Source organism: Vibrio barjaei (assembly GCF_001639065.2).
In the GTDB taxonomy this organism is placed as follows: Bacteria; Pseudomonadota; Gammaproteobacteria; order Enterobacterales; family Vibrionaceae; genus Vibrio; species Vibrio barjaei.
Genome location: NZ_LQXO02000005.1, coordinates 171,260 through 195,174, shown reverse-complemented (window position 1 = coordinate 195,174; position 23,915 = coordinate 171,260). Strand labels below are relative to the sequence as shown.

20 protein-coding genes and 1 riboswitch are annotated in these 23,915 nt (G+C 44.1%); of the genes, 12 read left to right on the top strand and 8 right to left on the bottom strand.

The window, feature by feature from the left end; all coding sequences use genetic code 11:
- Positions 1-34 precede the first annotated feature (34 nt).
- The 4 genes from AWH66_RS01815 to AWH66_RS01800 are packed head-to-tail and all read left to right on the top strand — an operon-like array spanning position 35 to position 5,794.
- Positions 35-790, top strand: coding sequence for a (Fe-S)-binding protein (locus AWH66_RS01815; protein ID WP_063604997.1), 756 nt, complete (start codon positions 35-37; stop codon positions 788-790).
- Positions 790-2,223, top strand: a complete 1,434-nt coding sequence (locus tag AWH66_RS01810) for a LutB/LldF family L-lactate oxidation iron-sulfur protein (RefSeq protein WP_063604996.1) — start codon at positions 790-792, stop codon at positions 2,221-2,223. The genes AWH66_RS01815 and AWH66_RS01810 overlap by 1 nt, the downstream gene beginning before the upstream one ends.
- A gap of 14 nt (positions 2,224-2,237) precedes the next feature.
- Positions 2,238-2,903 carry a LutC/YkgG family protein gene (locus tag AWH66_RS01805; RefSeq protein ID WP_063604995.1) on the top strand — a complete coding sequence of 222 codons (666 nt, stop codon included), beginning with the start codon at positions 2,238-2,240 and terminating at the stop codon, positions 2,901-2,903.
- A 17-nt stretch (positions 2,904-2,920) separates the two neighbouring features.
- Positions 2,921-5,794 carry an FAD-binding and (Fe-S)-binding domain-containing protein gene (locus tag AWH66_RS01800; protein WP_063604994.1) on the top strand — a complete coding sequence of 958 codons (2,874 nt, stop codon included), beginning with the start codon at positions 2,921-2,923 and terminating at the stop codon, positions 5,792-5,794.
- 54 nt (positions 5,795-5,848) lie between these two features.
- Here AWH66_RS01800 and AWH66_RS01795 read toward each other — a convergent pair whose 3' ends face one another.
- On the bottom strand, positions 5,849-7,036 hold the full coding sequence (locus AWH66_RS01795) for a GGDEF domain-containing protein (RefSeq protein ID WP_063604993.1): 1,188 nt from the start codon (positions 7,034-7,036) through the stop codon (positions 5,849-5,851).
- A 348-nt stretch (positions 7,037-7,384) separates the two neighbouring features.
- On the opposite strand from AWH66_RS01795, the gene AWH66_RS01790 reads away from it, so the two are divergent.
- Positions 7,385-7,726 (top strand): helix-turn-helix domain-containing protein, encoded by a 342-nt coding sequence (locus AWH66_RS01790; RefSeq protein ID WP_006074631.1) that lies wholly within the window; start codon positions 7,385-7,387, stop codon positions 7,724-7,726.
- Between the two features lie 111 nt (positions 7,727-7,837).
- Here AWH66_RS01790 and mepA read toward each other — a convergent pair whose 3' ends face one another.
- From mepA to AWH66_RS01765, 5 genes are all read right to left on the bottom strand, one after another.
- Entirely contained in the window at positions 7,838-8,674 is an 837-nt protein-coding gene (gene mepA / locus AWH66_RS01785) for a penicillin-insensitive murein endopeptidase (RefSeq protein ID WP_063605164.1), read from the bottom strand.
- A gap of 360 nt (positions 8,675-9,034) precedes the next feature.
- A complete protein-coding gene (locus AWH66_RS01780; RefSeq protein ID WP_063604992.1) occupies positions 9,035-10,042 on the bottom strand; it encodes an adenosine deaminase in 1,008 nt (335 codons plus the stop codon).
- Between the two features lie 94 nt (positions 10,043-10,136).
- A riboswitch (purine riboswitch) is annotated at positions 10,137-10,236 on the bottom strand.
- A 98-nt stretch (positions 10,237-10,334) separates the two neighbouring features.
- Positions 10,335-11,732, bottom strand: a complete 1,398-nt coding sequence (locus tag AWH66_RS01775) for a glycoside hydrolase family 1 protein (RefSeq protein ID WP_063604991.1) — start codon at positions 11,730-11,732, stop codon at positions 10,335-10,337.
- Positions 11,733-11,736: 4 nt separating this feature from the next.
- Positions 11,737-12,639 (bottom strand): ROK family protein, encoded by a 903-nt coding sequence (locus tag AWH66_RS01770; protein WP_063604990.1) that lies wholly within the window; start codon positions 12,637-12,639, stop codon positions 11,737-11,739.
- Between the two features lie 24 nt (positions 12,640-12,663).
- The gene (locus AWH66_RS01765) at positions 12,664-13,560 is read right to left on the bottom strand and encodes an ROK family protein (protein WP_063604989.1); all 897 of its coding nucleotides are present in this window, start codon (positions 13,558-13,560) and stop codon (positions 12,664-12,666) included.
- Between the two features lie 259 nt (positions 13,561-13,819).
- Here AWH66_RS01765 and AWH66_RS01760 point away from each other — a divergent pair, with 259 nt between their 5' ends.
- A complete protein-coding gene (locus AWH66_RS01760) occupies positions 13,820-14,668 on the top strand; it encodes a pirin family protein (RefSeq protein ID WP_063604988.1) in 849 nt (282 codons plus the stop codon).
- A gap of 146 nt (positions 14,669-14,814) precedes the next feature.
- Here the strand turns inward: AWH66_RS01760 and ppnP are convergent, their stop codons facing one another.
- The gene (gene ppnP, locus AWH66_RS01755; RefSeq protein WP_063604987.1) at positions 14,815-15,096 is read right to left on the bottom strand and encodes a pyrimidine/purine nucleoside phosphorylase; all 282 of its coding nucleotides are present in this window, start codon (positions 15,094-15,096) and stop codon (positions 14,815-14,817) included.
- Positions 15,097-15,227: 131 nt separating this feature from the next.
- On the opposite strand from ppnP, the gene AWH66_RS01750 reads away from it, so the two are divergent.
- The 6 genes from AWH66_RS01750 to AWH66_RS01725 all read left to right on the top strand — a co-directional run bounded on the left by AWH66_RS01750 (position 15,228) and on the right by AWH66_RS01725 (position 23,041).
- Entirely contained in the window at positions 15,228-16,547 is a 1,320-nt protein-coding gene (locus AWH66_RS01750; protein ID WP_063604986.1) for an ABC1 kinase family protein, read from the top strand.
- 196 nt (positions 16,548-16,743) lie between these two features.
- Positions 16,744-17,136 (top strand): DUF2850 domain-containing protein, encoded by a 393-nt coding sequence (locus AWH66_RS01745; protein ID WP_370736774.1) that lies wholly within the window; start codon positions 16,744-16,746, stop codon positions 17,134-17,136.
- 294 nt (positions 17,137-17,430) lie between these two features.
- Positions 17,431-18,033, top strand: a complete 603-nt coding sequence (locus AWH66_RS01740; RefSeq protein WP_338062003.1) for a phosphatase PAP2 family protein — start codon at positions 17,431-17,433, stop codon at positions 18,031-18,033.
- 53 nt (positions 18,034-18,086) lie between these two features.
- The gene (locus tag AWH66_RS01735; protein ID WP_063604984.1) at positions 18,087-18,380 is read left to right on the top strand and encodes an ArsR/SmtB family transcription factor; all 294 of its coding nucleotides are present in this window, start codon (positions 18,087-18,089) and stop codon (positions 18,378-18,380) included.
- Positions 18,381-18,518: 138 nt separating this feature from the next.
- Positions 18,519-21,029: a PAS domain-containing hybrid sensor histidine kinase/response regulator gene (locus AWH66_RS01730; protein ID WP_063604983.1), complete on the top strand. Its 2,511-nt coding sequence runs from the start codon at positions 18,519-18,521 to the stop codon at positions 21,027-21,029.
- 395 nt (positions 21,030-21,424) lie between these two features.
- Positions 21,425-23,041 (top strand): methyl-accepting chemotaxis protein, encoded by a 1,617-nt coding sequence (locus tag AWH66_RS01725; RefSeq protein WP_063604982.1) that lies wholly within the window; start codon positions 21,425-21,427, stop codon positions 23,039-23,041.
- A 59-nt stretch (positions 23,042-23,100) separates the two neighbouring features.
- Here the strand turns inward: AWH66_RS01725 and AWH66_RS01720 are convergent, their stop codons facing one another.
- Positions 23,101-23,679 (bottom strand): YceI family protein, encoded by a 579-nt coding sequence (locus AWH66_RS01720; protein ID WP_083399923.1) that lies wholly within the window; start codon positions 23,677-23,679, stop codon positions 23,101-23,103.
- Positions 23,680-23,915 lie beyond the last annotated feature (236 nt).

Below are 23,915 nucleotides of genomic sequence, written 5' to 3'. Positions count from 1 at the left end.
CCCATAAAAATGGGTCTGGTGCTGGAGCAAAGCAATGCGAATCTATCCCTCAAAACCGAGCAAAATTTATTTTTATGCCACTTGCCTCGTCGATGTATTTGACCCTGAAGCCGGTCTTGATGCGATGACATTGCTGAAGCAACAAGGTATCGATGTGGAGTTTGTTGAAAAACAAACATGCTGCGGCCAACCAGCCTATACCTCAGGTTATGAAAATGAAGCTAAGCAAGTCGCGCAAAGCCAAATGGAACTATTCTCAGAAGAAATTCCTGTGATCGTATTATCAGGTTCATGTGGAGGAATGATGCACCATCATTATCGCCGATTGTTCAAAGGCGATAAGAACCAAGCTCAAGTGGATAGCTTCTGTGACCGCGTCTTTGAACTCACTGAATTTTTGGTGAATGTATGTCGTGTAAGGCTAGATGACAAAGGTCAACCAACGAGCGTTGTCATGCATACCTCCTGCGCTGCTAGGCGCGAAATGAACGTCCACGTTACCGCCACAGAATTACTGAACCAACTATCCAATGTCGAACTGAGAATGCAAGACTACGAGAGTGAGTGTTGCGGCTTTGGTGGCAGCTTTTCGGTCAGGCATCCAAATATTTCCCAAGCGATGGTTGAAGACAAAACTCGACATATCGAAGCAACAGCATCAGATACTTTAGTCAGTGCTGACTGGGGTTGCTTACTCAATATTAACGGTGCTTATGAATATCAAGGCAAAGCCATCAAAGGCCGCCATTTAGCCTCATTTTTGCTAGAACGTACCCGAGGAGAATCCTAATGAGCCAGACTCCTGAACAGTTTCACGCCCTAGCAAAAGATGCCTTAGCCGATAAGCAGCTTAGAGCTAATTTCCGTGGCGCAATGGACTACCTGCGCGATAAACGTAAAACAGCTTTCTCTGATTTGGATGAAGAGAAGCAGACTCGCGATTTAGCCGAAGCTATTCGTCAGCGCTGTCTTAGCAAGTTACCGGAACTACTCGAACAACTGGAATTCAACTGTTATCGAAACGGTATCCAAGTCCATTGGGCAGAAAATCCCGAACAAGCTAATGCGATTATCGCCTCTATCGCTTCCGAGCATGACGCCAAAAGCATCATCAAAGGTAAGTCTATGGTCAGTGAAGAAATTGAGATGAACCATGAGATGGCAAAACTGGGTATCGAATGTCTTGAAAGCGACATGGGCGAGTACATAGTACAACTTGATGGTGACAAACCATCGCACATCATCATGCCGGCTATCCACAAGAATAAGCAAGAAGTCAGTGACACATTCGAAGCAAATCTTGAGGGGTTTAGTCCTACCACCGACGTTGATAGCTTGATTCAGACCGGACGTACTCGCTTGAGACAAAAGTTCTTTGAAGCCGACATCGGCTTATCGGGCGTGAACTTTGCCGTAGCTGAAACGGGAACGCTGTGTTTGGTAGAAAATGAAGGCAATGGCAGGATGTCTACCACAGTACCTAACGTCCACATTGCGATTACCGGTATCGAAAAAGTCGTTGAATACCTCACAGACGTGCCGCCTTTGTATAGCGCGTTGACTCGTTCTGCCACTGGGCAGGCAATTACGACCTACTTCAATATGATCAGCTCTCCTCGTAAAGCAGGAGAGAAAGACGGACCTCAGGAAGTCCACTTAATTCTGCTCGACAACGGCCGTAGCCAAGCCTTCCAAGACGAAGAGCTACGCAAAACGTTGCAATGTATTCGTTGTGGAGCATGCATGAATCACTGCCCTGTTTATACCAAGATTGGTGGCCACGCCTATGGCACCGTTTATCCCGGCCCAATTGGCAAGATCATTTCTCCTCACCTATTGGGAATCGATAAAACTAAAGATCTCGTGACGGCTTCAAGTCTATGTGGCGCGTGTGGTGAAGTGTGTCCGGTACGCATCCCTATTCCAGAAATGCTGTTGCGCCTTCGCAAAGAAGCGAAGAATAAAGCGAGTAAAGATAACCTTGAACTCAACGGACAGAACGCAGCACACAGCAAAATGGAGTCTGCGGCGATGAAAGGGTTTGCTTTAGCCGCAAGTTCATCCCATCTCTACCATGCAGGGACATTTATGGCGACCAAACTGCAGAGCTTAATTCCAAATAAACTGGGTGCTTGGACACAATGTCGAACCAGTCCTAAGCCAGCTAAGAAAACACTGCACCAGATTATGGTTGAGAAAAATAAGACCGAGCCTAAGAAGTAACAGAGGAAATGAGCATGAATACGAGACTTGCGAAAGATAACATTCTTGGGCGTCTAAAACAGGCAAAGCGAACCCCCAAATCAGCCGAAGAGATGGCATTTTTTCCTTGGGGTAGTCACCCAGATATTACGACCGATGATAAAGCTCAGCGCTTCATTGACATGATGACAGCAAACCACGCCGATGTTCGAGTCACCACAAGGGCGGAATTAAGCCCTACTTTACAATCCGTTATGGAGCAATATCAATTTCAGAACATCGCAATTGGCACGGCTGGTGAATACATCAACGATTTTGAAGTCGCCACCAGCACACGAAACGTGACCACATTCAATAAAGAAATTGAGCAATGGAAATCTGAACTGTTTAACGATATTGATGTAGGTATCACACACGCCCTCGGAGGTATCGCTGATACTGGTGCTTTGATACTTTGGCCTACAGAGCATGAGCCTAGAACACTATCGCTAGTGCCACCGAGCCACATTGCCGTCGTTAAGAAATCAGCACTGTATGGTCATTTCTTACAGGTGATGCAGGAGAACAACTGGAATCACTACATGCCTACAAACGCGTTATTAATATCCGGCCCGTCAAAAACTGCTGATATTCAACAAACGCTCGCCTATGGCGCACACGGACCAAGCCAGCTGATCGTTTTACTGCTGGAAGACGAATAAAAATAAAGGACACTGGAATGAGCCATGTAGACACTAAGACACAAGAAGAACTTAATACCAAAGAACAACGCTATTCAGTAGTAAAACAACAGCTCGCCACCAAGATTGATAGCGAGCGCATCATCACAGACGATGCACAACGACTGGCTTATGGCACCGATGCCAGTTTCTATCGACTCATTCCTCAGATCGTTCTAAGGCTCAAAGACCTCGACGAGGTGGTGTTCGCTATCCAATGTTGTAAAGAACACAACGTCCCTTTCACCTTTCGCGCGGCAGGGACTAGTCTTTCAGGGCAAGCGGTATCGGACTCTGTATTGATTGCTCTTACCGACGACTGGCGCGGTCATACCATTATCAATGATGGCGCACAAATCAAACTGCAACCTGGTGTCATTGGCGCTGATGCAAATAAGTATCTACTGCCTTTCCAACGAAAAATCGGGCCAGATCCAGCGTCGATCAATACCTGTAAAATCGGCGGAATTGCAGCTAATAATGCCAGCGGCATGTGTTGTGGTACGGCACAGAACTCCTATCGTACTGTTGAGAGCATGAAATTAGTGTTCGCAGATGGCTCAATTTTGGATACGGGGAGTCAACAAAGTATTAAGAGTTTTAAACAGACCAACCCGAGTTTGATTGAAGGACTCAAAACATTAGCCGAAGAAACGCAAGCCAATAACGAACTTGCTAGTAAAATTGCCCACAAGTACCGATTAAAGAACACCACTGGATACGCTTTAAACGCACTTGTCGATTACTCTGATCCTATCGAAGTCCTTGAACACCTTATGATTGGTTCAGAAGGTACATTAGGTTTCATTGCTGAAATTACTTACAACACTGTAGTAGAACATGAGTTCAAAGCCTCTACTTTACTGGTCTTCTCTAACATTGAAGAAGCAAGCCAAGCAGTGACAACACTATCGAGTACCCCAGTCGCTGCCGTGGAGATGATGGATGGTCGAGCGCTGCGCTCAGTAGCCGACAAACCGGGTATGCCAAGCTTTATTCAGCAACTCGACCTAGAAGCAACCGCTCTGCTTATCGAAGTTCACGCCTCAGATAAAATCACACTGGATACTCACACCACGAAAGTAATGGCATCACTTTCGGATTACACCATTATTGAATCGGTGCCGTTCACCCTTGACCCGAATACTGTCGCAACGCTCTGGGGGATTCGCAAAGGCATGTTCCCTGCTGTTGGTGCCGTGCGCGAAGTGGGTACCACCGTCATTATTGAAGACGTTGCATTCCCAGTAGAAAATTTAGCAGCTGGAGTGCGAGATCTGCAGCAACTGTTTGACAAATATCAGTACGATGAAGCCATCATCTTTGGTCATGCGCTTGAAGGCAACTTGCACTTTGTCTTCACTCAGGGTTTCGATAGCCAATCGGAAATCGAACGCTACGGTGGTTTTATGGATGATGTGGCTGATTTAGTCGCAGTAAAGTATCAAGGTTCATTAAAAGCCGAGCACGGTACAGGGCGAAACATGGCACCTTACGTGGAACTTGAATGGGGACAAGAAGGCTATGCCTTAATGCAACGCATCAAGACCTTATTCGATCCTCAAGGATTATTGAATCCGGGCGTAATCATCAATGACAACCCACATTCGCACATCGAAAATCTCAAACCTATGCCCGCGGCCGACGATATTGTTGATCGTTGCATCGAGTGTGGCTTCTGTGAACCCGTATGCCCATCACGTACTCTCACCCTCTCTCCTAGACAACGTATTGTTCTATTCCGCGAGCTGCAACGTCGCCGAGCCAATGGCGAATCAACTCAAGCTAGCGAGCTAGAAAAAGTATTTGAATACCAAGGATTGGATACCTGTGCAGCAACTGGTTTATGTGCTGATCGCTGTCCTGTCGGTATCAATACAGGGGAGTTGGTGAAGAAGCTGCGAGCTCCTAAGTATGAGAAGTTTCGACCCATTGCAAAATGGACCGCTGATCACTTTAGTGCGACAACCACTATTGCCAGGTTTGGCCTTAAAAGCGGTCACGTCGCCTCTAATCTCCTTGGAGCACAGCGAGTGGCGAATATCGCTAAAGGAATGCGCTCAATCACTAAAGACGCCACACCTGCATGGCTCGCCGAGACACCAAACGGGAGTCACTTCGATCTTGTCAAAGCACTCGATGACAGACCGACTTCAAACTCAACACTAAAGAAAGTCGTATATCTCCCATCATGTGCAAGTCGCAATATGCAAACTCAACCCGCAGCATGGGATCAACGCTCGCTAGAGGAGGTGACATTGTCACTTATCTCAAAAGCTGGATTTGAATTGGTTACTCCTAAAAAGCTGAGTGACCAATGTTGTGGTATGCCCTACGACAGTAAAGGCATGGTGGATATAGCGAAACAAAAGAGTCTTCAACTTGAAGACGCGTTATGGGACGCCAGCGAAAACGGTACATACCCTATTCTCATGGACACCAGTCCATGCGCAAAACGCAGTATTGAGCAATTCACCAAACCCATGACCATTGTTGAGCCAGTCAAGTTTACCCACGATTACTTGTTAGATACTTTAACATTGGCACCGATAGACGAGACTGTGATGCTTCATGTAACCTGCAGTTCTAGACGTATGGGTTTAGAGCAATCAATGTTGAATCTCGCTAAAGCTTGCGCCAGTGACGTGGTTTTACCCGAACACATTCAATGCTGTGGCTGGGCAGGAGACAAGGGTTTTACCACTCCAGAACTTAATGAAGCGGCGGTTGCTCCGCTCAAGCAGCAAGTTCCAAGTGGATGCACACGAGGCTTTAGCAACAGTATTACTTGCGAAATTGGCCTGTCTCATCACAGCGGTATTCCTTACCAATCCATCCTCTATCTGGTGGATGAAGTTGCCCAAGCTAAATAGCAAAACGCCCCTCACTAATGAGGGGCGTTTCTTTAATTATATTCCACACGCCAACTACGCATAGCGCATGTCCAAAGACGTCAAAGTGCACGAGCATACCCTGTTTCGCCCGGACTCTTTAGCTTCATAAAGCGCTTTATCTGCTCGCCCAACCAATGAGTCCCAAGATTCATCATCAACAAGCTGAGCAACTCCAAAACTGCAACTAATGGAAAAATCTTCGCCCTTGATGCTTCCGTACTGTTCCACTCGACTTCGTAGCTGTTCGGCTAATGCTCGCGCTTGGTGTAAATCCATATCGTAAAGCACCACCATAATTTCATCCCCACCAAAGCGAAACGTTGTATTGCCACCGTTTAATGAATCTTGAATGATGTCTGATACTTTGCGAATCACCTTGTCTCCAGCGATATGCCCGTACCTGTCATTGATCATCTTGAAGAAATCAATATCAAGCATAATGACACTCACGTTGGTTCCCCGAGCAAGCTGCTTTGGTAAGTCTTCTTCAATGTAAACTTCAAGAGCTCGCCTATTACCAAGCTGAGTTAAGGGGTCAAAATAAGAAAGCGCGTTAATAGCACTCACTTGTCTACCGTTGATCATCCACAGCATACTGAAGCTAATAGAAACAATGAGAAAAATACTAAGTAAGAAAGCCATCGAATGCACAAAACCAGCGTCCATAAACTGCACGATCGCCTCTCCCGAAATAGCGTAGTAACTTCGATAAACCATGAAGCTGCCATATAGTACAAACGTCAACACCATAGTTCTTACTGCGAGAGGTAAGTCTTGTTGCTTTCCTACTGACATAACCCTCGCCGACACTAAAGTAACTAAAGCTAAATAGCTAGTTATAGCCACAACTCGGTTCTCAATAGACGCTTGGTAATAGGTAAAATAAACAAAAGACAAAAACACCAAGGGAATCGTCGTCATACACCAATACGAGTATTGCAGCTTGGCTTGTCTAAACTCACATAGGCTGTGCAGTATCATTTGAAATGCACAGGCAATCAGCATGTTAGCCGTAATGACTGTCAGAAACTCTGGCAAAAGCCCACGAAAGCTTATCAAAAGCGGTCCCGTCCCCATCACCAACAAAGCCAATGAAAACATGGTCAAACCCGCAACTTTTTGCTGTGAACGCTGGTAGAGCAGGAGTCCGATACAGTAGACACAACTAAAAAGTATAATGATAAAATTAAGCGTTCTCATATCGAGAGAAAACGCATCCATAACCACCGCCCGAAGTACTATTCCTTATCAATTAACAACAATTCATTCATCAAACAAATTGAATATACTCAGGGATACTAGAATAAATAGTCCAGTTTTGTCTGCGACTGGTAAGAAATGAGATCCACCTCACTAATATATTTGTCATTAGATTGTTTGTGTTATATCAGCATCCTTTGATACTGCATCCAGTTTGGATGAAAATTGCATAAACCTTTCTCTATTCGCACATGACATTTACTTGGTTTGCATGTTGTTGACAACCGATTTGACCAATTAGGTTTGAATAGGCAGCAATTAAATGAAGAGGGAACCTACCCTCTCGGCATTGCAGGGGTTAAACAAATAATGAATTTTACGCAACAGGATACCGAAGCGCTTTATCGGGTCTGGATGTCTCAAAAAGCAAAGATGCATATCACACAAATGGAAGTGGCTAAACGTTTGAATTTGAGTCAACTTGAACTATCCAACCGCCTTAACGGAAATGTGCCACTAGATACCACTTTTATAGACCGATTTTGTAAACTACTGCACATTGATCCGACATACCACCTGCCATCTCTTCGCGGCTCAGTCGAGGCTGTGTCTAGCACTGATCGCCTTTTCAATACTCGCCTCACAGTAGATGGCGACATCACCAACATTCGTGTCGATGGAAATCAAGTAACGATAGAGTACCGTATCTAACTGTTATTTCAATGTTTCCAACGCGCCTATGTCCAGCCGTCTTCTGGCTGGAGCAAGCACCGAAGGGGATCACTCCCCTTCAACCTGCTTAGGTAGAAATTTGACCCAGCATTATGGTTCACTGAGCAATGCGACACATTCGTTGTATTTGGGTCGAGGTGTTTTCTTTTTCTTCACTACCACTTTCTCGGGCTTCGAAACCTTTTTCGTCGGAATATAGGGTTTCCAAGAAGCAAGCTCTGCACCACAGCCATCTCCAGGTGGAGGCGCATTTTGCGCTACACATTGCTCATCCCCTTCTGGACAATGCAACCTTACGTGAAAATGGTAATAGTGCCCCCACCATGGCCGTACTTTTCGCAGCCAGTCTCGTTCTTTCCATGACACTTCGCACAACTGTTTTTTAATGAGTGGGTGAACGAAAATTCTCGCGACACGATCGTCAACCGCCGCAACCTGAATCAATAATGAGTGATTACTGGTCCATTTGTCCTTTTTGAAACGATACTTGTCGATGTCGACCACCGGATAGGGTTCTGGGTCTTGCAATTCTTGCTTTGACAGTGGCTCATTGGGTAGTCTTAACCAGATATCTGCATCCAGCCCAGTTTGATGACTGGCATGTCCTGATGTGAATCGTCCTCCTCGTGGCATAGCAATGTCACCCACCAGAAGTTGCCCCATGCCCAGCCGATCGACCTTGCTCGCTAGATCGGTTAGATAGTGGATCATATCTTGATGCCCGTAATAACGATTACGCTGAGCACGAATGACCTGATATCCGGTGCCATCTAGAGAGAGCTCTTCTCCTCCAGCTAAACATCCGTTGGCGTAGCTGCCAATTGATGAGGAAGCGCCTTTACTAGGAACCGTAACTTCATCCCAAGAACGGTCAAGCGCATAACTGCTGATTGGTATGAGTAACGACAGCAACACTCCATATTTCATCATCATGTTCCCCTGCATTCCATATGAAACTAGAACAGACCACTAAAAGCATAGTGCGAACCCGATATGATTGCCTGCTCACATTCGAGAATAAAGTAAATCAGAGAATAGACCTGGCTCGTGATCTCAATCCGAGTAGTGGAGCGAATTTGATATACAGAAGTTGAAATGTTTCACAAATGTAAAGAAAAACAGCGTTATTGTGCTAGTTATTATTGAAGCCAAAAGAGTAACGCGCTAAAAATAAGGAACTCAATTACCCTAATGACAATTGAGTAACTGTATAAGTCGTCATTCCTTTTTTGAGGCTGCCACCTTTTTCGGGAGTGACGACTTTGCTTTTCCTACCGATTAATGCCTTTAACGAAAACGCGCCACAAAATTAGCAACCCTGCTGCGATACTCTCGCTTCGTTGACTCATCAATAAAACTTGCGTTAATCGCGTTAATTGTCAGTTGCGCCAATTCTTGGTGGGTCATTTCATGTGCTTCACTTACCGCTTTGAAATTGTCCGTCATGTAGCCACCAAAATAAGCAGGGTCGTCTGAGTTAATAGTAACCGCAACACCTTTGCGAAGTAGGCTCACAATATTGTGCTGCGACATATCATCAAATACACACAGCTTGATGTTTGATAGTGGGCAGACAGTTAACGGCATTTTCGTCTCAATAAGACGCGCAACGAGTTCGTCACTTTCCACACAGCGAACACCATGGTCAACCCGGCTTACGCCTAATAGTTCTATGGCATCAACGATGTTCTGAGCAGGCCCCTCTTCTCCAGCATGAGCGACAGTCAAAAAGCCATGTTCTTTAGCCATTTTAAACACACGCGCGAACTTCTCTGGTGGATGGCCTTGCTCAGAAGAATCCAACCCCACCCCTACAATCAGATCTTTGTATGGCAAAGCTTGTTTGAGCGTCTCGATGGCAGAGTCTTCAGAAAGATGTCTTAAAAAGCACATAATGATTTGTGAGGTCATACCCAGTGTCGTTTCACCGTCTTGCAGTGCACGGTGAATACCTTTGATCACCGTCTCAAAGGCTATCCCTCTCTCTGTATGTGTTTGAGGGTCAAAAAAGATCTCGGTATGAATAACATTATCCGCTTTACAGCGCTCCAAATAGGCCCATGTTAAGTCGTAAAAATCTTGCTCGGTAATAAGAGCATTCGCACCTTGATAGTAGATATCGAGAAACGACTGCAAATCTTCAAAGTCGTAGGCCGTGCGCAGCGCTTCAGGTGAGGCATAAGGAAGTGAGATACCATTTCTTTGTGCCAGTTTAAACAGAAGTTCTGGCTCTAATGACCCTTCGATATGGAGGTGCAACTCTACTTTGGGAAGATCTTGAATAAATGCGTTCATATTCCACCTATTATGATTGTTGTGGGTGCACTTACTCTAAGTATAGGAATAGTTTGAGGTAATTTTCGAACGCCAATACAAAGAGCAAGACACTAATGTGATCTTGACTCTTCGTAATCAGCACTTTGCGGGAGCTGGTAGAGACCCCCAAACCATATCATTGGGGTTATACGAAGCAAACGTTTGGTATTGTACACGACCGCCACTTACGTTCAATAGCCTCGACGGACAAACGAAAACGGTGTCACACTGGACACCGTTTTTTATCTACTTGCTACCAATGCCAATAAGCTTAGTCTTCAAAGCTGCCCGTTGTCGCCAGTTCTTTGAACCACAAACCGTGTTTTTTTGGAATTCGATTACCCGTTTCTAAATCCAAGCGATAAAAGCCATAACGACGTTTAAACGAGTTTAACCAAGACCAGTTGTCGATAAATGTCCACTGATGAACACCAAAACAGTTTGAACCTTCTTGGATTGCTTTATGCAGTTGAACTAAGTGCTCTTTCATCAACCCTGTGCGGAATGAATCGTCAATCAGTCCATCCTCACCCGGTTCACCTTCTGATTCGACGTCCATAGCAATGCCGATTTCAGCTAAATACCAAGGGATATTGCCGTAGTTTTCCTGAACATTCTTAGCAATATCATAAACGGCGGTGGGTAAGATCTCGTTATTATCACGATAAGGATTGAATCGGCCTTCGGGGTTCACATAGTTCTCAAAATAAACCTCTGGCGTAAAGTAATCCAAGTCATAGCTCGCTTCACGTGCTTTCACGCGACGTGGAACGTAGTAGTTCACACCTAGAAACTCAACTTTGGCGGTTGTGATTAACTCAACTTCCTTCGATGTCGTCTCTGGTGTTACGCCCTGCTCTTCAAGAACATCACACAATTCTTGTGGAATTTCATTTTTCACCATTGGGTCTAGGAAGCTGCGGTTAAATAGTAAGTCGGCATACCATGCCGCTTTCTTGTCTTCTTCGCTGTCGTTGCGCGTATAGGACGGCGTTAGGTTAAGCACAATACCAATCTTTGAGTTCTCAAGTTCCAGCGCATTGAAGCGATGAACGGCTTTAGCATGAGCAAGAATGATATTAAACGCTACTTGCACCGCCAACTTGCCATCCTTCTTGCATGGATAATGGAAGTCATACAGATAGCCGCCTTCTACCGGAACAATAGGCTCATTAAACGTGATCCAGTATTTCACTTTATGGCCGAACAGTTTGAACGCTGTCTCGGCATAATCGGCAAACATATCGACCACTTTTTTCGATTCAAAACCACCAAATTTCTCTTGCAACTCCGCTGGCATATCGAAGTGATATAGGTTCATCATTGGCTCGATGCCATTAGCGATCATTTCATCTATGTAGTTGTTATAAAATGCCACAGCATCCTGACACACTTCGCCCGTTTCATAATCTTTGATCAATCGAGACCACTGAATAGAAGTTCGGAAAGAGTTAAAGCCAACTTTCTTCATGTTCTGAACATCTTCTTGGTATCTATGGTACGTGTCCGTCACCGTCTCTGAACTAATTCCACGGTAAAAACGCTCAGGGCTCTTTTGATGCCAAAGATCCCAAATAGAGTCGTTTGCTTTATTGGTAGAGCCTTCTGTCTGAATGCCAGACGCAGCCGCGCCCCACATGAAATTCTGTGGAAAAGTGTACTTAGTCATATTACTAACCTTGTGTATTCAAAAAATGTTTCAGTGCCCCAATCAAATTGGCATCGTTGCCAAATTGGGTCAGTTTTGGATTTGGACGAACTTTCGCAATGGGGTGTTGAGCTAAAATGGCATCCAGCTTTTGATTAAGCTTGTCGATCAAACCCGAACTGCGACTGATAGCACCGCCTAAAAGGATGTATTGCGGGTCTACTGAGTATTGGACATTGATAAGTACGGTTGCCAAGTCAAAGTACCACTGCTCAACGGCAGCGATAACTGCCTCATCACCTTGTTCATATAGCTCAAAAACTTTAAGGCCATCTAATTCTTTTGGTGATATCTCTTTAGCGCGAGCGGTTTGTTCAATAATGCCTCGCGTTGAGGCCAGATCAGAATATGTTAATGGTTTCCCTTGCTCAAAACGCAAGATGCTATAGCCAAATTCTCCACCATGAAGATGATGCCCTTTCAGGATATGACCCGATTTGACGATAGCACCGCCTACACCAGAGCCTAGTACCAATAAACAAAACTCATCTGACTCACTGGCGGCGCCTAACCAATCTTCTGCTAGTGCAGCGCAGCAACCATCATTCTCAAGCTCTGTAGGTAGCCCAAAGCGTTCTTGGTATAGCGACTTAACATCAAAGCCATGGATGTAATCGAGTGCACTTGAGCCTTCGATCACGCCCGTTTCAACGTTCACAGCACCACAAGTGCTGACAGCTATACCTGCTAACGCGTAATCTTGTTTCAGCTGTTGCAACTTCGGAGCTAAAGAGTCCAGCCAAACGTCATAAGACGCCACTCGACTTGGCAAAGAGAAGCGTTCGAAAATCTTTGCTTCGTGATTCATCACTGCACACTTTACTGATGTGCCTCCAAAGTCTAAGACCAGATAGTAGCGTTCTGTCATCAACGAATTCTTCCTATCAAAGCATTACAGCGAATGTAAAAAAGCAGCGCCGCGAACACCGGAAGAGTCGCCATGAACACTCTTCACTACCTTGGTTTTTACCGATTTAGTAAACGTATATTGAGATAGCTTATCTTGGACCAGAGGATAGATTTCATCGACATTAGACATTCCACCACCTAGTACTATGACCTCGGGATCAACAAAATTCACCACACTAGCGAGCGTCCTTGCTAACTGGTCACAGTAGAGCTCCAAGTGCACAGTGGCTCTGCTATCACCCGATGCATGTAATGCCATGATTTGCTTCGAATCTGCTGATGAATACTTTTCTGAGAAGGTGCGACCGAACCCAGTACCGGAAACAAACGACTCAGCGCAATTCATCGACCCGCAATAACATTTAACCGGCTTACCATCAACTTCTGGACTGTAATTAGGCAGTGGATTGTGGCCGATTTCGCCACCTAATCGATTTAACCCCGTGACAATGCCGTTATTGATAATAACGCCTGAACCGCAGCCAGTACCTATGATTACGGCAACACAAGAGTGCTTGGCGTGCTTGGCAGCTCCATCCTTAAACTCCGATAGCGCCAAACAGTCAGCGTCATTAGCAATGGCGACTGGTACATCGATTTGTCTTTGGATGTCACCGATAAAGTCATGGCCGTTTAGCACAGTGACATTCGCGCCTTGCATCAGCCCGTCATTACCAACTGAACCACAACATCCGATACCAATAGATTCTATTTCGCCCTTTTCTAATACTGTGTTAATTACCGACATCACGGACGCGAGAAAGCCTTCATACGAACCAGTCTCTGTCGGTTCACGATGCTTCACAATGGTTTGATAACTAGCAGAATCGAGTGCAACACCTTCAATTTTAGTGCCGCCAATATCCAGTCCTACAATCATGATGAATTCTCTCTAAAGTAGATTGCGCCGAATTAAACCCAGCGATTTACTGTACTTAATCAAATTTCATTACGGATCTAAAGCACGTGTCTTCTAAAACCTCGGCGTCGTCACAAAAACTATATACTTTTAAATATTAAAACTATATAGATATTCATGAGTGTACTCATTCGAAGTTATTGAACGACTCTTTCATTTTTTCCCCCTCTAGATTGTTTCATTACCCGCCTATAGTGAATAACAACAAAGGAGGTCAGCGATGACACTGGTTAGAACAATTGAACAAGTCATTCCATCCCATGCCACATCAGATGGTGATGGTGTGAAAATTCGACGAGTACACGGCTTCGATAATGCGGCATTTTCACCGTTTTTGATGATTGATGAACTTAAGTCCGACGACAAAAAAGACTATGTGGGCGGCTTCCCTCCCCATCCACATCGAGGTATCGAGACGCTAACCTACATGATGAAAGGTCACTTTCAACATAAAGATCATATGGGCAACGTAGGCGAACTACGCTCAGGGGGAGCACAATGGATGGCAGCAGGTCGCGGTGTTATCCATAGTGAAATGCCAATCATGGAAGAAGGTGATCTACATGGATTTCAAATTTGGATCAATCAGCCTGCCAAAAACAAAATGACGCCGGCGCAATACCATGATTTTCAACCAGAGACCATTACTGAATATGAGCAACAAGGGAGTGGCTTGATTCGTTTACTCTCCGGTGAAATCAGGGTAAATGGCTCGCTACTCACTGGGCCACTGACAAATACAGGGGTCCCTGCAACGGTAGCGGACTGGCGCAGCAATCTAGGAGATTCGGTACAACTGAACGTTCCTTCAGAACACAATATGATGCTTTACGTTTACAAAGGAGCTTTGAGTGTTGCGAATAAAAGTTTGAAAGAAGGCGAACTTGCACTAGTTTCAAAAGGAGAAGCAATGGAGATGACAGCAAGTTCTGAGTCTGGGGTTTTAGTCTTTGTTGGTGAACCGATAAATGAACCCGTCGTTCACTACGGACCTTTTGTCATGAACAGCACGCAAGAGATTCAACAGGCGATTAATGATTATAACTCGGGCGTATTCGATACTTACTAATCAATCCGAGTTGAAGATTTAAATTTGACACCTCAATCCACTGCCTCTGTGTCACGCATCGACGAGATCGTCGATGCGTTCTTTTTTCTGACGTGTTCTAATCACAAGCCAGACGCAGGAACAATGGCGCTTTACATTGTAAATCTCTATAGATATTCACACAAATAAGCGGTCGCTTGTTCCACTTTAAGATCAAAACTGGAGTCACCAGCCACATTAAAATGTTCACCCGACGAATACGTTTTCCATTCTTCCTCACCAGCAAGGCGAACCGTTAACGTTCCTTTCACTACCGTCATTTTTTCAGGGGCAGCCGTCCCAAACGTATACTCGCCTGCAGCCATCACACCAACACTGCTGTCGCCATCTGCTTGGGTAAAACCCAGTGATTTCACAGAGCCTTCGAAATAGGTGTTTTCTTTAATCATTTTTGACTTCCTTGTTAGTTAAACATCGTAAAAGCATGGTTTTACCTCACAAATTGCCGTAAAACAAGAGAATGATCAATTGCTAAGATCAATTGGTATAAACGAGTAACATGATTTAACAAGGTTCTGATATGTCGGACAAAGCAACTCGAGTACCCACTCATCGCATAAGTCGCTTAAGTAAGTTAGCGTCTCTGGCCACACGTGTGACGGGAGCAATGGTAACGGAGGGCGCTAAACAATTAGCCCAAGGTAAGCGCCCTGTCGCAAAGGATTTATTGCTCACCCCTGGCAATATCAAGCGAGTGGCCGACCAATTAGCGCATTTGCGAGGAGCCGCAATGAAAGTAGGACAACTCATGTCCATGGACGCGGGCGACCTCATTAGCCCTGAGCTTGCAGAAATTCTTGCTCGCTTACGATCCGACGCTTCCCCTATGCCCGCAAAACAACTCGCAGCTGTGCTAACTCAAGAGCTAGGGGGCGACTGGAAACACAATTTTGTTGAGTTTAATTTTAAACCTATAGCCAGTGCCTCTATAGGCCAAGTTCATCAGGCACACTCTGATGACGGCACTAAACTGGCTATCAAGGTCCAATATCCAGGCATCAAAAAAAGCATTGATAGTGATGTCGACAACGTAGGCACCCTGCTCAATGTCGTCGGCTTGATTCCTAAAGGCGTCGATTATCGTAGCTTACTTGAAGAAGCAAAAAAACAGCTTCATGCTGAAGCAGACTACCTTCTGGAAGCCGAGCTTCTAGAGCGCTATCGCGACTATTTAGGAGATAATCCAGATTTCATTCTACCCATAGTGCAAAGAAACCTCACCACTGATAATGTATTGGCTATGACTCATGTATCAGGCATACCCATCGAGTCTCTTATCAATGCAGACCAAAGCACTCGTGACCGAGCCATGTGGCTACTGTTACAATTGCTGTTCAAAGAGATATTTGAATTTAAGTTGGTCCAAACTGATCCAAACTTCGCCAACTTTCTGTTTAATTCAGAGCAACGAAAAATCGTATTACTCGATTTTGGTGCTACCCGAAGCTACAGCGACAATATCAGTAACGGATATCGCCATGCATTCAGTGCGATTTTAGATGCCGATACGCAACGACTGGACGCTGCGTTGCAGCAGATTGGTTTCTTCAATCAAGACATTCTTCCAGAGCAGAAACGTGCAATCTTTGACCTCGTCACTTTAGCTTGTGAACCGTTAACGACATCCGGCCTCTATGATTTTGGTTCTAGTAATTTAGCACAGCGCTTGAGTCAAGCTGGTACGGTACTTAGCATGGAAAAAGACTATTGGCACACGCCGCCTGCTGACGCTCTATTTTTGCACCGCAAAATTGGTGGACTCTATCTGTTAGCGGCCAGATTGAAAGCAAGGGTTGACGTGCAAAGCTTGTTTTCGCCATACGTTCTCAACGCGTTTTAAGGTGCCAACTCACAAACAACAATGTGTTACAAACAATCAAGACATTTATAAAACGGCGCGTTTTATTCTTAAGTAATCGTCACAATTGCCGATACCATTTAAAAGCCCACAAGGAAGTGCTTGAATGACAAAACTAGGCAGAACATCCAGTAACAATGACTCGTTAGTGTTAATTGTCATTTTGGTAATTTCGATTATGCTGGCATCTGCTTTGGGGTTTGCTTTCTACACTAGCCATCAAAATCATATTTCGCCTAGCCGAGTGTATGGTAACTGGATAGAAATTGGAGCGCCCAAACAAAGCACCGAAATTTTGACCTTTACTGATTATGGAGCCTTGCGTAACCACAGATTGATAGCAACTTCTTTCGAATTTGATGGTCGAGTCGTCAAGTTGAAAACAGGCAGTGGATTATGGGTTTATGAACGAGTGGGCACTCCTAGGTCACCGCAGTTACGCAGAATCTCCCCTGCTCTACCCCCACAACGATTCATTTTTGAAGGCTATGAACACACAGTACCGATGGATGGCTATAACCCAGGGCAAAATCGACGTTCGGCACTTAGGGAACATTTCTCCACTAAATAGCACTTAGGCAGCAGGTCCGGTGAATCTTTTTCTCCTGAAATTTCTAAGCCTGTGAAAAACAATGCCTTTACATCACATTATGACAGAACTCTGAATTACAACGCTTGATAGTTTACTATGATAGCGCCCTTTATAATCGACCCAGCCTATAATATGAAGTTAACGTCCATAAAAGAATCTAAGATCGCGGGCATTCTCTGTCTTTCAGCATTTGCTTCCCTAACATTCATCGTTTCGCTGGTGTTTTTTCCTAGTCACCTCACTTCCGTTGTCACAAAGGCAATTGGAGCACTAATGCAAAACCTTACCTATTCTGCTGGGCATCAAGGTTTTCTGATTTCATTAGCTTTCCTCGTGGGACTTAGTGCATGGTATCGTCGTCATGCAACTAACAAACTGCATCTATTAATTCAGCTAGGATTACTACTTGTACTGAGTTTTGGAGCAAAAACCTTTCTCAAAGAATTTACCCAAAGTCCGCGACCTTACACAGAAACACTCACAGAGCTTCATGTCATCGACTCCCCACAGAGTTTCTACAGCCTCACCGTTGATGAGAAAAACGACAGGATTCATCAAGTGGATGAGCAGGTTAGTGAATGGCGTACTAAGCACTGGATTGGAGAGACTGACTATTCGTTTCCATCAGGTCATACTATTTTCGTTTCTGTATGTGTGCTGTTTTTTGGTGGGCTTTTCGCAAGCCAAGGCCGTTATGTACTCGCTTCATTGGTCGTAGTATGGGGCGTCGGCGTGGCAGCAAGCCGTTTGTGGTTAGGCATGCATAGACCTGTCGACCTTTTCGCTTCGATGTTATTTGGGCTTATCCTCTATATCATCATACCTTCTCACTACCCCATACTGGACAAGATGCTGTTCAAGATCAAAAATCGCTAGAGACTGCAATAAATTTCCATTATTATCGAAATACTGATTTTGGAGAGTGTTGTATGCAAATAGAAGTCGCTGCGAAAGCCCTAAAAGAACTTGGCCACGTTACTCGCTTGGCGATATATCGACAGGTTGTGAGAGCTGGACACAAAGGGACGCCTGTCGGTGAGATTCAAGAGCGATTGAATATCCCAGGGTCTACGTTGTCACACCATATCTCAAGCCTAGCGTCGGCAGACCTTATTCAACAGCGCCGAGAAGGAAGAACGCTCTATTGCGTTGCCAATTATGAACACTTAGAAGGTGTGATTAGCTTCTTACAAGATGAATGTTGTATCGACGAATCTTGCTAAAACCCAACTCAAGGCTTTACGTTTACGTAAAGCCTTTTTTCTTATAATTAAGACTTCCCCCTTATTTGCTGCTTCACTACTTAGCGATATTTCCCAATGGTTCGTACAGTTTTACTAAAGCCACAGGGAGATGTGTCCATGAAAGCGTCAAAGGCGGCCGATTATTCCGGTCGAGCGCTCCTTATTATATTTATGGTGATAACATTCAGTATCACGGCGATTGCGGTGTTGTTGGTTGTCGACCGTGAAGCAGAGAAGACTATTGCTAAGCTGCAGTCCAATAGTGCGCAGACTGAAATCCAAGCGGCTAAAAACTTTATGGATCAGTTTTTTATTGCAACAGATATGCACATCTCTCATCTTGTAGAAGAACCAGCCATCGTTGGAGCCGTAAGCGGTGGTACACAAAGAAATAACCATCAGCATCAAGCCCACACGAATACAAACCATTCACACAACAGTCATGGACACCAAAGCGGTAAGGATGTATTCAAACATCTCCATCAGTTTCACCTTTCGAATGTTGAAGTTAAATTTTGTTTGTTTAACTCAGAGGGTATCGTTGTCTTTAATACACTTCCTCAAGAAGGTCCTATTGAGCAACGTCTCGAATTGTTAGAGCTTATTAAGTCCAACTCAACCAGAGAAACCGTTTACCTCTTAAGAGAACAAAACAATCAGAAAATCATAAAGTTCTATAAACCCATTTATGTCAATGACCACCTTCAAGGCGTTGTAGTCGGTGCGTTTCCCTACTTCAATGATAGTTTCTTCAGCAAACTAAATAGTAATAACTCTCGTTGGTTTTCTTTAACACAACCCGGTTCAAACTGGCTAGAAACACCTCCAGGAAATAACTGGAAAATCGAGAGTATCCAGTTGGCGAAATCAAACATTTCGTTAGTTTTTGGCATTAATAACAATGCCTCAAATGCGCAACGAGAAGAGCTCCTAAGTCGTCTTGCTATTGCGCTTATTATCGCCCTCTTAATCAGTTCAATTATTGTCTATCTTTTTGGCCGTAGGCTAATCATCAATCCTTTCCAAAAGCTTGAGCAGTCTAGAACTCAGTTAGCACAACAAGCTGAGTTATTGATGAATAAAGAGCGTGAAGCAACTCGCTTGGCCAACGTCGTAAAACATACGAGAGACGCGGTGTTGATCACCGATAAACAAGGTCGTATCGAATGGGTCAACCAAGCTTTCGAAAGTATGACTGGCTTTCGTAAAGATGAAATCATAGGAATTAAGCCAGGCACGCTGTTACAGGGTAAAGGTTCAAATGAAAAAGCGATTGAGAAACTGAGAAAAGCAGTGAAAGAGCAGCAACCTACAAGAGTTGAGATCCTTAATTTTTCGCGAACTAAGCAGGCCTACTGGGTTGATATTGAGATTTCTCCAGTTTTTGATGCTAACGGTGAATTAGACAAGTTTATTGCTGTAGAACGAGATATTACCGCAACGAAGAAACTACAGAGAAAGCTGGAAAATGCTGTGGTTGCAGCTGACTCCGCTAATATCGCTAAAACCCAATTCCTTGCCACCATGAGCCATGAAATAAGAACCCCGATGAACGGTGTCCTAGGGATGGTTCAAGTAATGTTGTCTGAAGCGAAGGACAAGCAACAAAAAGAAAACCTCTCACTCATCCTAGAATCAGGCAATCACCTCATATCTATTCTTAATGATATTCTCGACCTAACCAAAGTGGAACAGAATAAAATCGAGCTTGAAAGCTGTCCTTTTAATATTGAGCAGATCATTGCACCGCTACGCTCTACTTACCAAGCGGTCTGTCAAGAGAAAGGGATAGAACTCAATATTGAATGCCATATTGATGCGAATATGACCTTTTTAGGTGACCGCAACCGTGTAAGGCAGGTACTGTACAATCTTCTCAACAATGCCATTAAGTTTACTGATCGCGGAGGAGTTACGGTAGCAATAACCAATAATCCAACCACTCCATCATTACTTAGGTTTTCAGTGCAGGACAGTGGTATTGGTATTGAAACCAGTGCGTTGGAGAGAATTTTCGAGCCCTTCGTACAAGCTGATGCCTCAACAACAAGAGAATATGGAGGGACAGGTCTTGGGTTAGCTATTGTGAAGCAACTTGTTGAGAAAATGGGGGGCACTATTAATGCCACTAGCGAGCAGGGGCAAGGAACTCGGTTTGAGTTTGAGATTAAGCTACCTGTGACCGATGGTGAACATATTAAACTAGTAGGCAATAAACAACGTCACGCATCAGCAGTTCGTCCTCACCATATTCTGATCGTAGAAGATAATCGTGTAAACGCTATTGTTGCTTGCAAGCTGCTGGCGCTAGAAGGACATACCACCAACACCGTTACTAATGGCGCTCTAGCATTAGAAGCTCTGAATGAGCAACGATACGATCTTGTTCTTATGGACAACCACATGCCAGTCATGGATGGGGTGGAAGCCTGTACCCGCATTCGTGAACAGTTTGGATCTGATGTACTTATTTTTGGCTGGACCGCAGATGTTTTCGCTGATTCAAAACAAGCGTTTATTGATGCTGGCGCCGATTGTGTTCTGCACAAACCACTTAAGAAAGACGAACTATGTGATGCCATTATGCAATTTTCTGGTACTCAAAAGCATAGTCGTTATAAAGATTAACTTCGACAAATTATAAAATAGCTGAGTCTGAATGTTATGTAACGTCAAATATTCTTAGATTTAGGTTAATAGCAAAGGACTCATTCTATCAATAATCTACATATAGCATGATATTCTATCCTGTTTAATACCTTTCAAAATAACAATAGTATTATCAACAGATGCATTTACCTCTTAATTCATGTGGTTATATTTATCTACAGAAAATTTAACTTACATCACATATATAACTCACCATTGATTAAAAATAACGCAACTAACACGTAAGGCATTATATTTAATGAGAAATTTATCTATTAGTTCGTTAAGATGCATGTAAATAATATTAATAATCTACTTTCATTCGTCAGCCAAATGGAATTTGGTCTAATTATAAGTTGGAGAGGAAACCTTCAGTGAAACTGAACAATCTGTCTATTCGTACCAAGCTGCAAGCTATTGTCGCCTTCGCAGTTTTAATTCTATTTTCTCTTGGAACATTTAATCTATTAATACAAAAAGAAGCGAGCTACGATCAAAGAAAAGATCGAGTTCGCTCAAATGTTCAAATCACCTACGAGATTGCGAAACATTATCAAAAACTCGAATCTACGCTTGGCAAACAAGCTGCACAACAAGCTGCGATAGATGCAATTAGCCAAATTAGATACGACGGCAGTAACTATTTCTGGATAGCGAGTGCTTCTAATACAATTGTAATGCACCCTACGCAGCCGAAACTAAATGGCACTAGTACAAACACACTTACAGATTCTAGGGGCAATCACTTTTGGCAAGAAATGTCATCCATTGCCAAAACCACTGGCAGTGGTTTTCTTACCTACTACTGGCTAGGTCCGGACGGTGAAGAGTCCGAAAAGATTTCATTCGTAAACTATATCCCGGAATGGGACTGGATTATTGGTTCAGGCGTTCAAACCTCTGATATTGATAAAGCGTTTCAGAGCCAGCTTATAAAAGAGCTTGTCGTAGACTCCGTAGCAGCACTTGTGCTCATCGTCATTTGCTTGCTTGTTGCACGTAACATCATCAAACCCATTGAATCACTCGTAACACAGGTTCATAAAGTCGCAGATGGCGATCTCACTGTTGATATGCAAACAGAGCGTCGTGACGAAATAGGTTATTTGAGTAACGAACTGAGTCGAATGATGGATAAACTCAAAGAAACCATTAGCGCTGCCAAACGTTCAGCGGACTACTCTGGTCAATTATCCAGTAGCATTGCGGCAGCAAGTGAAGAAACCTCAACGAGCATAGATTCACAAAGCCAACAACTTGAGCAACTCGCTACCGCGATGAATGAAATGTCATCAACCATTCAAGATATCGCGGGTAACTCTGAAAGAACATCAGCAACCACAGAGGAAAGCAAAGACTTTGCTGCTCAAGGTAGCCGAAGCATGGGTTATACACTTAACAACATAGCTGGGATCTCCGATGACATCTCCAGTACCTACCAGTTAATGGAAGCATTGAAGCAAGGCGTCAATGATATTAGTAATGTCGTCAATGTTATTCATGAGGTCTCAGAGCAAACCAATTTACTCGCACTTAACGCCGCGATTGAAGCAGCACGCGCTGGCGAGCAAGGTCGTGGTTTTGCGGTAGTAGCAGACGAAGTCAGAAACTTGGCAAGCAGAACCCAAGAGTCAACAGCTCAAGTACAAACTACCATCGACAAACTCAACGAACGTACAGATAGCGTGCTGTCTGTTATGGCTTCAAACCAAACCAAAGTGACAGAGAGCGTGGACCTTGCCTCACAGACTCAAGACAAACTTGATACTGCTGTCGCTAAGCTCAACGATACTTATGACATGGTGGCACAAATTGCGGCAGCAGCGGAACAGCAAGGAGCGGTTGCGAATGAAGTGAACGAAAATGTCAGCATCGTTCATATGTCCATTAGCGAAATACGTCAGGCGAGTCAGAGCCTTGCGGAGCAATCTCAATCTATGGCAGCAGCATCTGACGAGCTAAATCACAAACTCTCTTACTTCCGGGTCTAAAGCCCAAAAAACGCTCCATCTAAGATGGAGCGTTTTTCATTATCAATTGATAATCTCAGTTATTTTTGGTTGTACACCATGATAAAAGTGATGGGCACTGATGTAGCTATTGATGGCAATCCTGCAACCTCACGTAACTTTTCAATGCCCGCTTCTAGTCCAAAATCTGATGCTTGCACAATCACAGGATCCGTCGAGACAATGGCAATCTTATTTTCAGTCAATCGCATCACCGTTAGTTTGGCTGCGTAAGTTTTCTGCACGCCATGTAGAACCACGGTAAGATCATTAACAATTGAGTACACTCCACCAATTTGGCTGTTGTCCAATTGACTCATATCGACCACAGTGGTGATCGTCGTTTTGGCAAACTCTGCTACATTAAACAACATCGTTTGCATGCGTTCGTTACGAATAGGAATATTGGTCTCAACACTGGATAGATCAATGACTACCGTAGCTTTACCATCATCGCTGATGGTCCCCGTCATTGAGGAAAAGTGATGCACTTCACTCACACTGTTTTTCTTGGTCGACACAAATTTTAATGACGAGTTATTGCCATCTAACATCCATTCGGCCTGCACTGGAAGCACGACTATGAAGGCCAACAACATGGTTACCATTCTGACTATCATTTTTTTCTCCTAACTGATCACTGACCTAGTTAGGTTTAGTCTAACCTACCGAGAAACGCCATTTTGCTTACCGCGAACCTGCATAATCGACAAAATATCTCATTGTCCCATCATTCTCACTATTCCCACGATGGTTCTCACATTGCGAATAGCGTGAGAATTTAATCTATTACACTGAAATATATCGGATTAATACTAGGCATCGAATTTGCTTACCTCTGATTAACTCGCCTTTA

Excerpts from the sequence above, each read along its gene's own strand:
- AWH66_RS01815 (WP_063604997.1), top strand. The coding sequence starts at position 35 with ATGCGAATCTATCCCTCAAAACCGAGCAAAATTTATTTTTATGCCACT.
- AWH66_RS01810 (WP_063604996.1), top strand. The coding sequence starts at position 790 with ATGAGCCAGACTCCTGAACAGTTTCACGCCCTAGCAAAAGATGCCTTA.
- AWH66_RS01805 (WP_063604995.1), top strand. The coding sequence starts at position 2,238 with ATGAATACGAGACTTGCGAAAGATAACATTCTTGGGCGTCTAAAACAG.
- AWH66_RS01800 (WP_063604994.1), top strand. The coding sequence starts at position 2,921 with ATGAGCCATGTAGACACTAAGACACAAGAAGAACTTAATACCAAAGAA.
- AWH66_RS01795 (WP_063604993.1), bottom strand. The coding sequence starts at position 7,036 with ATGGATGCGTTTTCTCTCGATATGAGAACGCTTAATTTTATCATTATA.
- AWH66_RS01790 (WP_006074631.1), top strand. The coding sequence starts at position 7,385 with ATGAATTTTACGCAACAGGATACCGAAGCGCTTTATCGGGTCTGGATG.
- mepA (WP_063605164.1), bottom strand. The coding sequence starts at position 8,674 with ATGAAATATGGAGTGTTGCTGTCGTTACTCATACCAATCAGCAGTTAT.
- AWH66_RS01780 (WP_063604992.1), bottom strand. The coding sequence starts at position 10,042 with ATGAACGCATTTATTCAAGATCTTCCCAAAGTAGAGTTGCACCTCCAT.
- AWH66_RS01775 (WP_063604991.1), bottom strand. The coding sequence starts at position 11,732 with ATGACTAAGTACACTTTTCCACAGAATTTCATGTGGGGCGCGGCTGCG.
- AWH66_RS01770 (WP_063604990.1), bottom strand. The coding sequence starts at position 12,639 with ATGACAGAACGCTACTATCTGGTCTTAGACTTTGGAGGCACATCAGTA.
- AWH66_RS01765 (WP_063604989.1), bottom strand. The coding sequence starts at position 13,560 with ATGATTGTAGGACTGGATATTGGCGGCACTAAAATTGAAGGTGTTGCA.
- AWH66_RS01760 (WP_063604988.1), top strand. The coding sequence starts at position 13,820 with ATGACACTGGTTAGAACAATTGAACAAGTCATTCCATCCCATGCCACA.
- ppnP (WP_063604987.1), bottom strand. The coding sequence starts at position 15,096 with ATGATTAAAGAAAACACCTATTTCGAAGGCTCTGTGAAATCACTGGGT.
- AWH66_RS01750 (WP_063604986.1), top strand. The coding sequence starts at position 15,228 with ATGTCGGACAAAGCAACTCGAGTACCCACTCATCGCATAAGTCGCTTA.
- AWH66_RS01745 (WP_370736774.1), top strand. The coding sequence starts at position 16,744 with ATGCTGGCATCTGCTTTGGGGTTTGCTTTCTACACTAGCCATCAAAAT.
- AWH66_RS01740 (WP_338062003.1), top strand. The coding sequence starts at position 17,431 with ATGCAAAACCTTACCTATTCTGCTGGGCATCAAGGTTTTCTGATTTCA.
- AWH66_RS01735 (WP_063604984.1), top strand. The coding sequence starts at position 18,087 with ATGCAAATAGAAGTCGCTGCGAAAGCCCTAAAAGAACTTGGCCACGTT.
- AWH66_RS01730 (WP_063604983.1), top strand. The coding sequence starts at position 18,519 with ATGAAAGCGTCAAAGGCGGCCGATTATTCCGGTCGAGCGCTCCTTATT.
- AWH66_RS01720 (WP_083399923.1), bottom strand. The coding sequence starts at position 23,679 with ATGATAGTCAGAATGGTAACCATGTTGTTGGCCTTCATAGTCGTGCTT.